Below are 14,707 nucleotides of genomic sequence, written 5' to 3'. Positions count from 1 at the left end.
AAACTGGTACGCCCAGCGGGACTTGAACCCACGTCGGTCGCTTAGGAGGCAACTGCTCTATCCAGTTAAGCTATAGGCGTAAAGGGCTACTATTTTATCATATTAAATGGTAAATGCTTAGCGTCCACTGATACTTTTTAGGCACTTTGTTGCTGATTTTGTAGGTTCGCAGTTTTGCAATTCATAGTATAATAGTGGGCTAAAGATAAACCGCGATAAAGGCAATCCATGGCATTTGTACACTTTGGTATTCACACCGAATTTTCTATCACTGACTCGATTGTACGCATCAAAGCGCTGGTCAAAGCTGCCAAAGCCGATAACCAACTGGCGCTTGCCATTAGCGATTTATCAAACCTGTATGCCACGGTCAAATTTTATAAAGCTTGCTTGGATGCCGGTATCAAGCCGATTATCGGCTCTGAAGTCTGGCTTGAAAATGATAGTACGACGGTAACGCTACTTGCCAGCAACCAAGTCGGCTACAAGAATTTGACCAACATCGTGTCAAAAGGCTTTGTCGATGGTCAAGTAATGGGCAAACCGATTATTCAGCATGACTGGATTTTTGAGCGCAGTGAAGGGGTGATTGTGCTGTTCACCGAAAAATCAGACGTCGGTCAAGCCATGTTATCAGGTCACCCAGAAAAAGCCGATAGCCTACTACAACACTGGCAAACCACATTTGCCGATCGTGTCTATTTTGCCATTAAACGCACCCAGCGTGCCAACGAAGACCGTTTTATCGAGCAAGCCATTCGCATGTCAAATGCCTTTGATGTGCCTATCATCGCCCATAATGACGTGCGTTTTTTAACAGAAGATGATTTTGAAGCGCATGAAGCACGGGTGTGTATCGCCAATTCGCAAGTGCTTGCCGACCCCAATCGCCCACGTGATTATTCCTCTGAGCAGTATTTAAAAACCCAAGATGAGATGATTGCCCTGTTTAGCGACATGCCAGAGGTGATTGACAACACCTTGGATTTGGCAAAACGCTGTAACGTCATTATTCCTATGGGTCATCACGATTTACCCGAATTCCCCATTCCTGAAGGCGACACCATTGAAACTTTCTTTCGGCGCACTGCCCAAGAAGGTCTAGAAAAACGCCTTGAAAAACTCTACCCCATCGAAAAGCGCGACGACAGCTGGACCGAAAAACGCAAGCCGTATGAGGCGCGTTTGGAGTTTGAACTCACGACGATTTTGAATATGGGTTTCCCCGGTTATTTCTTAATCGTCATGGACTTTATCCGCTGGTCAAAAGCCAATGATGTGCCTGTAGGTCCTGGTCGTGGCTCAGGCGCGGGGTCTTTAGTGGCGTATTCGCTCAATATCACCGACTTAGATCCGCTAGAATACGACCTACTGTTTGAACGGTTTTTGAACCCTGAGCGGGTATCCATGCCAGACTTTGACGTCGATTTTTGTATCGAAGGTCGCGACCGCGTCATTGATTATGTGGCGCAAAAATACGGACGAGAAGCGGTATCCCAAATCATCACCTTTGGTACGATGGCGGCAAAAGCGGTGGTGCGTGATGTCGCGCGCGTTCAAGGTAAATCGTATGGTCTGGCTGATAAAATCTCCAAACTCATCCCTAAAACCCCTGGTATTTCGCTGGCTGAAGCGGTTGAAGCCGAACCGCAACTCAAAGATTTGCTTAACAATCCTGACAACATGGATTATGAAGATGCCAATGAGATTTGGGAAATGGCGGTACGGCTGGAAGGGATTACCCGGGGTGTTGGTAAACATGCAGGGGGCGTACTTATTGCGCCGACCAAAATCACCGATTATAGCGCCATCTATTGTGATGAAGAGGGTCATCCCGTCAGTCAGTTTGATAAAGACGATGTAGAAGCAGTTGGCTTGGTAAAATTTGACTTTTTGGGTCTGCGCAATTTAACGGTGATTAATGCGGCGGTTAAAAATATCAATGCACGCCGCGCTAAAGAGCAACAGCCGCCGCTTGATCTTGAGACTTTACCCTTAGATGATAAGCCCACCTACTCCCTGCTACAAGATGCCCATACCACCGCTGTGTTCCAGCTTGAAAGTACCGGCATGAAAAAATATTTGGCCAAGCTTAAACCGACCAATATTGAAGACGTTATCGCCATGTGTGCGCTGTACCGTCCAGGTCCACTAGATGCCGGGATGGTCGATATGTACATTGACCGTAAACACGGCCGCGAAGAGGTCATCTATGACCATGACCGACTTGAGCCGATACTGGAAAATACCTATGGAGTGATTGTCTATCAAGAACAGGTAATGCAAATCTCGCAAGCGATGGCAGGCTATAGTCTAGGCGGTGCCGATATGCTACGCCGTGCGATGGGTAAGAAAAAACCCGAAGAAATGGCAAAACAGCGCAGTATTTTTGTGGAAGGGGCTATTGGTCAGGGCATCGATGATAAACTTGCAGGCGGCGTGTTTGATTTGATGGAAAAATTTGCCGGCTACGGGTTTAACAAATCACACTCAGCGGCATACGGCGTGTTAGCCTATCAAACTGCCTATTTAAAACACTACTACCCTGCCGAATTTATGGCGGCAGTCATCACCTCGGATATGAATAATACCGATGGCGTGGTGTTTTTTATCAATGATTGCCGCGAAAATTTTGGTTTAAAAGTAGAAAATCCCAGTGTTAACCACTCCAATTGGGCGTTTGTGCCGATTAACCCGACGACCATTGTATATGGGTTAGGCGGTATCAAAGGTGTCGGTGAAGGTGCCGTAGAGTCTATCGTGGAAGCGCGAAACGCGGGCGGTGAGTTTACCGATTTGTATGATTTTTGCCGCCGTGTTGACACGCGAAAAGTCAATAAACGCACCCTTGAAGCATTGGTTAAAGCAGGCTGTTTTGATAGTTTTGCGCCAAAATTACGACCTGATTTGCCTGCGGATGAAGCTTATCACATCCGTGGCGCGTTACTTGCCGAATTGCCAAAAGCGGTACAAGCAGCCGAGCAACAGCGTAGCAATGACAGCCTAGGGATGATTGATTTATTTAGCGATATACAAGAAGTCACTGCGCCGCCCCCATTGCCCCGTGAGCCTGTCTGGACAGATGCTGAACGCTTAAAAGGCGAAAAAGACACGCTAGGACTTTATCTGACCGGTCACCCGATTGATAGTTATCGCGATGAGTTAAAACGCTATACGCCAAAGACATTGGGTGATTTGAGCGAAACCAGCTATGGCGAAACCGTATTTTTTGCAGGCTTGATACTTGATGTCGCAAACTTTGGTAATCGCTCAGTGATTACCTTAGATGACGGTACAGGTCGTATCGAAGTGAGTTGTTATGCCGAGCGCTTTGCACGCGTGAAAGATAAGCTTAAAGTGGAAACCGTGGTAATTATCGACGGCTCTATTCGTGAACGCGATGGCACGTTTTATGCCAGCCTACAAGAGGTAATGACCTTAACCGATGCGCGCAAACGCTGGCTCAAAAAAATCAGCATCAAAATTGCAGGTCATGATATGGCGTTGTTTGAACAGATACAGCAATTGTTAGCGACCGCCAATCACTCAACAATTCACTATTTATCGCATCAGTTTAATCACCCAGCCGACAATGCCCAATTTGCGGACAGTCAGCCCGCCAATGCATCGGGTCAATTAGGGGTACCGATTAACCTATGTGTGTATAACGACTATGCGATCGCCCATCTTAATATGCCAACGCATTGGCAAATTGTGCCGACAGAAGAGAATTTTGGCAAACTCAAAAGCTTGGTCAATGAAGAAGATTTGCATTTACATTTTAGTTAGCGTCTGATTTTGGTGAATTTAGCCGATAAACCCATCATGCGATAAACGTTTGTATCCCTTAAACTGACTTTCATCAAAGTTTTGATAAAATTCAATGAGATATGGGCTAAAATAAGCCAATCAAATTTAATCAATGATGTTTTATTCAATGCCCCATCAACAGGAAACTCTCATGACTCAGCCCTCCCATATCAACTTGCCCCAGTTTGAAGAATTAAGAGCGTTACTTGACGAAGATTTTGTCGATTTGATGCATACTTATATGCAAGATAGCTTACAACGTTTATCGGAAATGGAGACAGCTTATGCCACCTTAGACAACCGTTTGGGGTATAATGCAGCGCACGGCTTAAAAGGCGCTAGCTCTAACCTTGGCGCTACCGAGCTGACCGAACTTTGTTATAAATTGCAAGAAATCTGCCGCACGGGTCATATCCACCAACATGAACAATTGATTGAAGAAATCAAAGCGGAATGCCATGCAGTGAATGACCAAATACAATCGCTTATTGCGTAACGACTGACTAAAATTTGACAACCCATGGTAACGACTGACACTAACGCTTCTCCGCAACCCTTCTCAACCCTTGCGGCATTTTTAGCCGGTATTCGCATTGTGATGGTGAATACCACCTTGCCTGCCAATATTGGCTCTGCCGCCCGTGCCATGCACACCATGGGACTAACGCAGCTCACGGTAGTGGCGCCCAAACTACCGATTGACGAAGATGCCTATGCCCATGCCGCAGGTGCCAAAGCAATTTTAGACGCTGTGACCATTTGTGACACCCTTGAGCAAGCCCTGCAAGATTGCCACTGGGTAATTGCTACCAGTAGTCGCCAACGCCATATTCCAAGACCCGTGTTATCGCCCCGACAAGCGGCTGAATTGATGGTCACTAATTTTCAAAACCTTGACGATTTAATGACAGACTCTCCGCATCGCAATTGGCAACTTGCCATTGTGTTTGGCCGTGAAGATCGGGGTTTAACAAATGAAGAGCTGCAACTGGCCGACTACCATATTCAAATTCCTGCCAATGCTGAGTATGGGGTGTTAAATGTGGCGGCTGCGGTTCAAGTGATTGCCAGCGTTTTTTACGAAACCGCCGAATTGGCATTGACGGCAAAAACAGCGGCTGAAAAATCCATTGATTTGACTTTTCGCCAGCAGTGGGATGAGCCGCCTATCTCAAATGAGCAGCGTTTACAGCTAGAAAATAGGCTGTTGGCATTGCTGGAGAATTTAGATATATACAATCCTGCCCAATCTAAAGTGATGCCTCAGCGTATTAATCGACTTCTTAGTAGATTACAGCTTGATATCAAAGAATATCAGTTACTGCAAGCCACCATCGCAAAATTACTTAAATCCTAAGCTTGTTTAAAATTTTCAAGCAATTGATGAGTTCGTGATATCATAATCACTTAAAATTTTTAAAATCGGTAGTCAGTATGTTGTCCGTCATCCAAAATTTATCCAAAAAAACCCAGACCATCAAAGCAGAATTACAAGAGGACATCCAAGCGGTGTTTGACCGTGACCCTGCGGCACGTAACACCCTTGAAGTGCTGTTGACTTATCCTGGCGTCCATGCGCTTTTGATTCACCGCGTCGCTCACAGTATGTGGCAACACAATAACAAAGGCTTGGCACGGTTTGTATCCTTTGGCAATCGATTTTTGACCGGGATTGAGATTCACCCTGCAGCAAAAATTGGGCGTCGATTTTTTATTGACCATGGCATGGGCGTGGTCATTGGTGAAACTGCTGAAATCGGTGATGACGTCACCTTGTATCACGGCGTCACGCTCGGTGGGGTATCATTAAATGAAGGCAAACGCCACCCCACGCTGGAAGATGGCGTGGTTGTCGGTGCAGGCGCAAAAGTATTAGGCGGATTTACCGTGGGTAAATATGCCAAAATCGGCTCCAATGCTGTGGTTGTCAAAGAAGTGCCTGCCGGTGCGACCATGGTAGGCGGTGCCGCGCGTTTGATTCATGATAAAGCCAAAGCCGAGCAAATGGGGCTTGATAGCTTGGCAAATAATGGGGTAACCCCAGCTGACGATTATATCGAAAAAACCGTCATCGAAAAAACAACCGATGCTGAGCAGATAAAATCGGTTGAACAAACCTCTATCAATACCTTTGCTACCAATGAGGATGATTGCAATAAAATTAAGTTAGAGCAAGCGGGCGTTTTTCATCAATATGGGATTGACCCCAACACCCAAGACCCTGTGGCAATGACTTTTATCAAAATGCTCGAGCACATTCGCCAGTCTGAAGCGCGCCTTGATGAATTGCAAAGTGCGATGTGCAAATTGGATCCAAATTTCTGCAAAAAACACTATACCAAACTTGATGTGCGTGATTTGGATGCCGTCGATCCGCAATTTTTTATGGAAGATGAATTGTAAAATAAATTCCACCCGATGATAAATATGACAGATTATTGGGTGACGGCTTAGGTGATGAGCTTAAAAAGACTGAGGCGTTGGCGTAGGTTTAAGTAAAAATTGGTTGCTTCGTTTGGTGGTTTGCAAATCCGCTAATACCTGATCTTGCCAACTCGTTTCTGCACCCGTCAAAGTCACATCCGGTTTGACGCCTACGCCATCAATTTTGTCGCCTTTACTTGAGTAATAATGCGCGACCGTTAGCTTTACCGCTTCGTTATCATTGATGGGTACAATGCTTTGGATAGAGCCTTTACCATAACTGGTTTCGCCATACACCTTAGCTCGTTGGTTGTTTTGTAGCGTACTGGCTAATACTTCAGCCGCCGAAGCAGAATAACGATTTTGCAACACCACCAACGGTAAATCGGCAAACTGGGCTTTGCCGTGGGTGCGCATCACCTCTTGTATGCCCTGGCGATTTTTAATCTGCACCACCACTTTATCGTTCATAAATAAGCTTGCGATATCATTGGCAGCTGACAACACGCCACCTGGGTTATTGCGCAAATCGAGTACCAGCACGTTAAACGGCTGATTTAATTTGGTGAGCGCCATTAAAAATTGCTGCTGAGTATTGTTTTGAAACACAGGGATTTGCACCACCGCAACACCATTAATGATGTTGGCACTCATGGCTTGTTGTTGTACCAAGGTTCTTTGCACCACCACCAGATGTTTACGACGACCTTTATCCGAGACTAACAAGCGAGCCGTTGTCCCTGCGATGCCTGTCAGCAGCTGATCGACATCTTGTGGGGTTCGCGTGCTGTCCAGCTTATTATCATTGATTTGATGCAAATAATTGCCGCGCTGAATACCCGCTTTTGCAGCAGGCGAGTTGGGCAGCACATCATCAAACACCCAGCTATCTACATCGGCATGAAAACTCACACTCACACCAATACTACCAATATCGCCTTCGGTAAATAACCTTAAGTTTTCAAACGCGTTTGCATCCAGATATTCAGAATAAGGATCGAGACCAGCTAAAGTGCCTGCCATCGCATTGGCAAACAGGGATTCATCATCGACATTCGTCACATAGTTTTGACGGATGATATCAATCATTTTGACAAATTTTTCGACTGTGACGGGTGATACCGCCTCCAACGCCACTTGCTGGATTTGCCCAGAAGCTGGCGCGATGGGCTGAGTGTCTAGGTTTGGCTGAGTAGCTGGATTAGTCACCATAGGCGTGGTTGACGTAATATCCACTTCCCCGCCATCGTCAGCGCCGTCATCCGTCGAATTATCATAATCAGCGCCATCTGGTACAGCATTAGGTGCATTCACCGCACTAACGGGCACGGCAGTAGGATTAGTACTCGCAATCGCCTGAGTGATTGCAGGTTTTAATGCCGTTTTATTGGTTTTTGCCGCAACTGAGGTAGCAGATTTGACCGGTGGTTTGACAGGCGCACTGACAGTCGGTCGGTTAGCAGCATAACCCAATGACCCTATCCCCCACAATGCCAGCGCTATAATGTGTCTTTTGAAAGTAGGGTTGGATAGTGATTTCAGACGCTGCGTTACCATACGATAGTTGTACCCATTAACTGTTAGTTTGCTACAATTAAGCTTTCACCTGTCATTTCGGCAGGTTTGGCAAGGTGCATTAAGTCCAATAGGGTTGGCGCCACATCCGATAGCTTACCACCCGTGCGAATGTGCACGGTATCAGGCGCTTGCTCATTGACATAAATAAATGGCACTAGCTCTGTGGTGTGCTGGGTGTGTACCTGTCCGCTATCATAATCCTGCATTTGCTCAACATTACCATGATCAGCGGTAATCAGCAAATGCCCATGATTGGCCATCACACAATCGGCAATGGTTTTCACACAGTTATCCAACGTTTCGACGGCTTTGACAGCGGCATCGAACACACCTGTATGCCCTACCATATCGCCATTGGCATAATTCACAATCAGTACATCATACGAACCGGAATTGATGGCATGGGTCAATTTTTCAGTGACTTCTGGCGCACTCATTTCAGGTTGTAAATCATAAGTAGCAACCGAAGGCGAGTTGACCAAAATACGCTGCTCCCCTTCAAATTCTGCTTCGCGCCCACCACTAAAAAAGAAAGTCACGTGGGCGTATTTTTCGGTTTCAGCAATGCGCAGTTGGGTTTTGCCTTGCGATTGCAAATACTCGCCTAAGGTGTTGGTTAGCGATGTCGGTTCAAAGGCGATACTGGTCACGCCATTGTTTTGTAACTCATCGGAGTATTTGGTCAGCATCACAAATTTTGACAGCGTTGGCAATTTTTCACGCGTAAAGCCATCGAAATCAGATGATACCAATGCTTGGGTGATTTCACGGGCACGGTCGGCACGAAAATTCATAAAAATCACACTGTCATTGTCTTGGATAGTACCAAAATCAGCGTTTTGGTTAGCATAACGCACCCAAGTCGGTTTGACGAACTCGTCACTTTCACCTGCGCCATACGCTGCGCTAATCGCTTCAGTACCTGATTGCACCACCCGTTCTGCTTTGGCTTGGGTCAGCAAATCATACGCTTGCTGTACCCGATCCCAACGTTTATCCCGATCCATCGCAAAGTAGCGACCAATAAGACTGACCAAATAAGCCGTGCCCTCATATTTTTCATTAAGTGTGGCAAGCGCTTGTTCTAATTGTGCAACATAATTGTCCGCACTTTTAGGCGGCGTATCACGACCGTCCAAAAATGTATGGATAAAGACCTGCTTTGCACCCTGCTGCAATGCCAGCTCCACCATCGCGACAATATGATCTTGATGCGAATGAACTCCCCCATCGGATAACAATCCCATGATATGCACATTGGCTTGTCGGTTATTGGCAAGCTGCACCGCTTCGGTTAATGCAGGGTTGCTAAAAAATTGCTGTTCGCGGATTTCTTTGTGAATACGGGTAGAGTCTTGGTACAAAATACGACCTGCCCCCAAATTCATATGCCCGACTTCAGAGTTACCAAACTGCCCTGCGGGTAAACCCACGTCTTCACCTGATCCTGAAATCAAGCCATGGGGATAATGCTGATACAAATAATCAAGGTTTGGGGTATGCGCTGCGGCAATCGCATTATCACGCTGATCTTCGCGATGCCCAAAACCATCTAAAATCATCAACACATGGGGGATTTTTTTAACCGTCGATTGATGGGTAACCGAGTTAGATGCTTGATTCATTGTTGCCTCTAGAAAAGCTAAAATAAGGAAAATACAAAACTAGTATTAAAAAAATTTTGAAAATTATAGCATAGCTCGCTCCATCTCTTTAACCCTGATTTTGCGTCATTCTGTTAACTGCAAAGCCTGTTAACTGCTAAGCCTGTTAACTGTCAACTGCTAAGCAATATGATGAGAACAAAAAACCTTGTGATGTGTGTTGACGATTTGAATGGTATTTTGACAGTCAAGTTTGATTAATTTAATCAATCATTGAATTAACGAGCGAGCTTTTGCATCATCCTAGGTAATCTGTTACAATGAGTGCATCTGGGGTATTCGCCAGTTTATGGTTTTACCTGAGCTGATAATTTATATAAGGGTATGCGTTCTTTTCACTTGTTGTGCAAGCCTGCATCCAGCTACGCTGCGATGATTCAGGAAGCCTTAAGAGTGGTTGCCATACCCACCCTGAACGTTACAGTTCATGGGTTCACATAGACAGCGGTACTCTGGACCAAAATTTAATAAAAAAACCATCTAACCCAATTCGGCTAGATGGTTTTTTTTGCTCAGCCATTGATTAACTTAAAAAAATCAATTTTGCCAATAAAATCACCGTTAACACCCAAACCGCAGGGCTAACTTCTTTATAACGTCCACTCACCAATTTGGCAATGGTATAGGTGATAAAACCTAACGCAATCCCATCCGCGATTGAGAAAGTAAGCGGCGTCAATAGCAGCACTACCGCGACAGGTGATGCTTCGGTCAAGTCATCCCAATCAATCTCACGCAGCGTAAATAACATCAATACCGCGACATAAAAAATCGCCCCTGCCGTCGCATACGCAGGAATCATCCCAGCCAATGGCGCAAAAAATAACGCCAATAAAAATAACACACCCACCACAATAGCGGTCAAACCGGTGCGTCCACCTGCTGCCACGCCGGCTGTGCTCTCTACATAACTCGTTACCGATGAAGTCCCTAGCAATGACCCTGCCACAGCCGCCGTTGAGTCAGCAAACAAAGCTTTACCTAGATTCGGGATTTGACCATCGGTAGACATTAACCCAGCTTTTTTAGTCACGCCAATTAATGTGCCTGATGTATCAAATAACACCACAAATAAAAAGGCAAAAATCACGCTAACCATACTCACATCAAGCGCACCTGCAATGTCTAATTGCATAAAGGTCGGTGCAATCGACGGCGGCATTGACACAATCCCTGAGTAATGGGTTTCCCCTGCCAACAAGCTAATCACCGTCACAATCAAAATTGACAACATCACTGCCGCAGGGACTTTACGCTGCACAAATACGACAATCAGAAAAAAGCTTAAAATCGCCATCGCAGGACCAAAATCAGTGAGTTTGCCCATGGTCACAAATGTGGCAGGACTCGCTACAATGATGCCTGAGCTTTTAAGCGCAATAAACGCTAAAAACGCCCCAATCCCTGCCACGATACCTTGTTTAAGGGTATAGGGAATGGCGTTGATAATCCATTCGCGCAGTTTAAAGGCACTAATCAGCACAAAGAGCAAGCCTGAAATAAACACCGCGCCCAATGCCACTTGCCAGCTTTTACCCATCCCCAAGACGACGGTAAAGGTAAAAAACGCATTTAGACCCATGCCAGGTGCCAATGCCACGGGCAAACGCGCAATCAATCCCATCAAAAAACAGCCCAGCGCTGAGGCTAGACACGTCGCCACAAATACCGCCCCTTTATCCATCCCGGCTTTTGCCAGCATGTCGGGATTGACAAAGATAATATAAGCCATGGTCAAAAAGGTTGTCAGACCTGCCAGAATTTCAGTTTTTATCGTTGTATTGCGGCCATCTATGCCAAAATAGCGCTCGATTACATTCATCTATATTCACCCAATTTAATCACCTAAGTTGCGTCTGTATCCGTTGTGTAGACAACGCTTTTGTGCCCGTTTTCTGCCCCATTGTCATTCAACAGCGCCCAAGCAAACCCCCTATTTTACCCTAGAATACGTCAGCAACAAATAACTGATTAAAATAAAGACAAAATAACTGAGAGTTTTAAAGCCAATTTATTGCGCTGCTGCGTTATTGGGCAAAGGGTAAAAATTGGCGGTTGTAAGTGATGAGTTGCGGCGGCGTATTATTTTGCGTGCCATTTTGCGTATTGACTGGTGCTGGCATGGGTGTCGCTGACACACTAGAAGCAGCTGCTGGGTCATTGTGAGTTTCAGGTAAAATCTTAGCGATTTGGCTATGCAAAAAAAGCTGCTTGTCGTCACTTTTGACGCTGACAACGACGCGAAAACTTTGACTTTGGGTGGCTAACAGCTTGGCGATGCGTGCTTTGTTACGCTCGTCAATCTGGGCAAAACTTGGCACTGCCCACAGTTGACTCAAGTTTTGCACCGGTAGATTATTTTCTCGGGCATTCGCCCAATTGATGATTGCCATATCGTCGATTTGGTGGGTAGCCGCCACATTTGAAGCTGCGCTAGTGTCTTGCCCAGATTGTGGGGAGCCATCGCTGTCCGAATGGTTTGAGCCTTGCGGCTGGTTGCCATTGGCTTCGGTAGGTGAATTCACCAGTATGCTTAATAGTTCGGGCTTCACTGTGTTGATATTCATGGGCAGATAATATGGCACTGCGGTCAGATACGGGGCTAATTTTTGCAATGCTTCGCTATCCATACCGCGCACATATTGCAATTCATTGATTGAGATAAAAGGCTGGTTAGCGATACCCATCGCCATTTTTTTGCCCGTACTTTGATAATACGCTGCTTCTGCGCCACCGTCGGCAAGAGTGTCACTGTCTGGGTCTTGCCAATCGAGCACCGCCATCGCAATATTGGGCGATAAGCCATTGGCTTGTAACAGCGCTTGAAAAAAAGCCAGTGCCGTATCATCCACTTTGCCATCATGATACAGGTTGTTAATATTAAAACGGCTGGCGTCATCGTCGATTTTAATACTGACTTTGGCTTGATTCATGGTTTGCTCTGCCAGCGGTTTTGCCCAAGCCTCTGTTAAACTATCGACTTGGTTGACTTGGCTGTCTTGCGCAATCAAATTGGTCGCCATAGCTTCCCCTGCCAAAGCATATTCTTTAAGCTGCCCTTGACCTTTGGTCAGCTCAAATTCTCGAATCATCACTTTTTGATTGGCAAGCATACTGCCTGCCACGATGGTAATCGCCACCACCAACAACAAAATAGTCAATAGCGCCATCCCTTGTTGCCCATGCCGATATGGGTGGCTTGCTATGGCAACATTTGCAAAAATTTTAGACGGAGAGCGGTTTGTTGGCATGGTGTATTTGCTAAAATTTGATTGAATTATGGGTTGGGCGCGTTTGGCGGAGTACTGGGTAATGCAAATCGCCAAGTAATCGGCTCGCCTTGGTAACTAAAATTAAGCTCGATGCCGCGTGGTAACTGCTGATAAGGCGTCAAGTCTATACTGTTTTGCAAATTGCCATTTTGATCTGTTGTGTTATCAGGCGTGTTAGGAATCGGGTTGGTTGAAGCATTGGCCGTTTGATTGGTGTTTTTTTGCGCTTGTATTTGCTGAACTTTTTGCAGCGTGGCTTCATCTGGAAACACACTCACCGCATCAGGCGTCAATGCTCGCCAACTGGCATCCTTGATACCTGTCAATAATACACTGGTTGCAGGGGTTTCGTTGTTGTCGTCTAACTGGTAAAAACGCCGTTTTGTCAGTGTTTCCCCCGCCACCGAATACTGTATTTTTGCTAGCATAGGTGACGGCTGATAACGCGGATCGGGCGCGGCAAAACGGATAAAACTTATTTGTGACGCATTTAATACAAAAGTTGGCGTCATAGCGGCACTATTGACCGATGCCGTATTATTGTCAGTCGCTGATAGGATTGGCACCGCCACATAATTGCTGGTTTGCGCCAAATCTTGCGACAACTGTAAATAAGCATAATCAAGCTGTGATAATGATTTTTGATGTTGGTAGCCGCGCTCACGACTTTTAGTCAGACTATCCATAATCTGCCATCCCGCCAATGCCAGCATGGCAAAAATCACCAACGCAATCATCAGCTCGATTAAGGTAAAGCCTTGCTGGGATGTTTTATGCGCTGCTGTTGCAGCAGAGCAATCAATAAAAAAACGGCTCACGGCGTTGTCCCCATATCCTTTACCAGCACCGCATCAATATCCACCACGTCTTTTTTTGCGCTGCCATCGACAATAGGTGCCACGCGAATATGAATGGGTTGGACAAAGCCTTGGCTGGTTTGTGTGGTTTTCGGTGAGATAACCACTTGCCATTGACGGCCTTGCGAGGTGATTTGCCGCGTATCGGACGCGGTGAGCCAAGTTTTTTGTAGTCGTAATTCTGCCAGCGTGTTTTGTGCCACATAATAGCCAAAGGTGCGCGTTTTCATGTTATCGACAGACTGCACATAACTGCGACTGGCTTGGCTGGCTGATATCGCAACCACCGCCAAAATCGCTAATGCCACCATAACTTCAAGCAAGGTAAATCCTTGCTGATGCTGTCTGATAGCCAGTCTATTTAAGGTGGCAATAGTCATTTTGCCACCTCTATTGCCCCAGCTTGGTTGACGATGATGGGATTGCCAACCGCAAAGGTTTGTTTGTCGGCATTGGTTTTTTGGATGCTGATTTGCACGGGTGTCGCCTCACCTGTCCCAAACCATACCACAGGCGGTGCTTCGCTGCCGCTTAACCAGTTGGCGGTGGGTTGGGTATTTTGGGCGGCGGTGGTGTTAAATGGGTTATCGAGTGGGCGGATTTTGACGGCAAGGTTGTCTGGCACATCTAGCGGTGGAATTTGTTTTTCTATCACCCATTGGGGTGGCGCAGGTTGCGAGGTTGTTGCGGCATTGGCATTGCCAACAGCACTTTGAGAATTAGTAAAAGCGTTTTCTAATTTAACCACCACTAGCTGATTCGGCGTGTCATTTTGCGGCAGTTTGATTGCCAACCCATAGGGCTGCATGCGTTCTGTTGATAACAGACGTACATAATCAAGATTACTGGTCAGACGCTCATAAAAAGCTGCGTTTCTACGATTTTCACTACCCCCTACCGATAAGCTCATCATCGCAGCAAAAATAGATAAAATGACGATGACCACCATGATTTCGATTAAGGTAAAACCTTGTTGCCCACCCATCGCACTGGGTGCGGGAGTGAAAGTTTTACAAGACCGACCAAACAGCAATCGCATCGTCATGCACTCAGACAAAATAGGGATAGTTTATAAAGCTTAACCGGGGGTGATGATAGTTAA

11 protein-coding genes, 1 tRNA gene and 1 other RNA gene are annotated in these 14,707 nt (G+C 46.1%); 5 read left to right on the top strand and 8 right to left on the bottom strand.

The window, feature by feature from the left end; all coding sequences use genetic code 11:
- Positions 1 to 4: 4 nt before the first annotated feature.
- Positions 5 to 80 (bottom strand) — tRNA-Arg (locus RT084_RS10240).
- A gap of 148 nt (positions 81 to 228) precedes the next feature.
- On the opposite strand from RT084_RS10240, the gene dnaE reads away from it, so the two are divergent.
- The 4 genes from dnaE to cysE all read left to right on the top strand — a co-directional run bounded on the left by dnaE (position 229) and on the right by cysE (position 6,213).
- A complete protein-coding gene (gene dnaE, locus RT084_RS10235; RefSeq protein WP_312385734.1) occupies positions 229 to 3,789 on the top strand; it encodes a DNA polymerase III subunit alpha in 3,561 nt (1,186 codons plus the stop codon).
- A 172-nt stretch (positions 3,790 to 3,961) separates the two neighbouring features.
- A complete protein-coding gene (locus RT084_RS10230; RefSeq protein WP_312523423.1) occupies positions 3,962 to 4,306 on the top strand; it encodes an Hpt domain-containing protein in 345 nt (114 codons plus the stop codon).
- A 24-nt stretch (positions 4,307 to 4,330) separates the two neighbouring features.
- A complete protein-coding gene (locus RT084_RS10225) occupies positions 4,331 to 5,167 on the top strand; it encodes an RNA methyltransferase (protein ID WP_312385737.1) in 837 nt (278 codons plus the stop codon).
- 119 nt (positions 5,168 to 5,286) lie between these two features.
- Positions 5,287 to 6,213, top strand: coding sequence for a serine O-acetyltransferase (gene cysE, locus RT084_RS10220; protein WP_409418435.1), 927 nt, complete (start codon positions 5,287 to 5,289; stop codon positions 6,211 to 6,213).
- Positions 6,214 to 6,273: 60 nt separating this feature from the next.
- Here cysE and RT084_RS10215 read toward each other — a convergent pair whose 3' ends face one another.
- Together RT084_RS10215 and gpmI are read right to left on the bottom strand one after the other, a co-directional pair.
- Entirely contained in the window at positions 6,274 to 7,791 is a 1,518-nt protein-coding gene (locus tag RT084_RS10215; RefSeq protein ID WP_312385739.1) for a S41 family peptidase, read from the bottom strand.
- Between the two features lie 23 nt (positions 7,792 to 7,814).
- Positions 7,815 to 9,437: a 2,3-bisphosphoglycerate-independent phosphoglycerate mutase gene (gene gpmI, locus RT084_RS10210; RefSeq protein WP_312385740.1), complete on the bottom strand. Its 1,623-nt coding sequence runs from the start codon at positions 9,435 to 9,437 to the stop codon at positions 7,815 to 7,817.
- A gap of 303 nt (positions 9,438 to 9,740) precedes the next feature.
- Here gpmI and ssrS point away from each other — a divergent pair.
- A non-coding RNA gene (gene ssrS, locus RT084_RS10205) (6S RNA) lies at positions 9,741 to 9,939 on the top strand.
- A gap of 60 nt (positions 9,940 to 9,999) precedes the next feature.
- Here the strand turns inward: ssrS and RT084_RS10200 are convergent.
- The 5 genes from RT084_RS10200 to RT084_RS10180 form a co-directional block, all read right to left on the bottom strand.
- Positions 10,000 to 11,298, bottom strand: coding sequence for an NCS2 family permease (locus RT084_RS10200; RefSeq protein WP_060995436.1), 1,299 nt, complete (start codon positions 11,296 to 11,298; stop codon positions 10,000 to 10,002).
- 205 nt (positions 11,299 to 11,503) lie between these two features.
- Positions 11,504 to 12,727 carry a type II secretion system minor pseudopilin GspK gene (gspK, locus tag RT084_RS10195; RefSeq protein ID WP_313099790.1) on the bottom strand — a complete coding sequence of 408 codons (1,224 nt, stop codon included), beginning with the start codon at positions 12,725 to 12,727 and terminating at the stop codon, positions 11,504 to 11,506.
- 26 nt (positions 12,728 to 12,753) lie between these two features.
- A complete protein-coding gene (gene gspJ / locus RT084_RS10190) occupies positions 12,754 to 13,566 on the bottom strand; it encodes a type II secretion system minor pseudopilin GspJ (protein WP_312385746.1) in 813 nt (270 codons plus the stop codon).
- The gene (gspI, locus tag RT084_RS10185) at positions 13,563 to 13,985 is read right to left on the bottom strand and encodes a type II secretion system minor pseudopilin GspI (protein WP_312385747.1); all 423 of its coding nucleotides are present in this window, start codon (positions 13,983 to 13,985) and stop codon (positions 13,563 to 13,565) included. The genes gspJ and gspI overlap by 4 nt, the downstream gene beginning before the upstream one ends.
- Positions 13,982 to 14,644 (bottom strand): prepilin-type N-terminal cleavage/methylation domain-containing protein, encoded by a 663-nt coding sequence (locus RT084_RS10180; protein WP_312385749.1) that lies wholly within the window; start codon positions 14,642 to 14,644, stop codon positions 13,982 to 13,984. The genes gspI and RT084_RS10180 overlap by 4 nt, the downstream gene beginning before the upstream one ends.
- Positions 14,645 to 14,707: the final 63 nt, after the last annotated feature.

The sequence above is a fragment of the Moraxella sp. CTOTU48717 genome, from assembly GCF_032057165.1.
Taxonomy (GTDB): domain Bacteria; phylum Pseudomonadota; class Gammaproteobacteria; order Pseudomonadales; family Moraxellaceae; genus Faucicola; species Faucicola tetraodonis.
The sequence above is the reverse complement of the archived record's forward strand: the minus strand, read 5'-3'. Positions and strand labels throughout refer to the sequence as shown.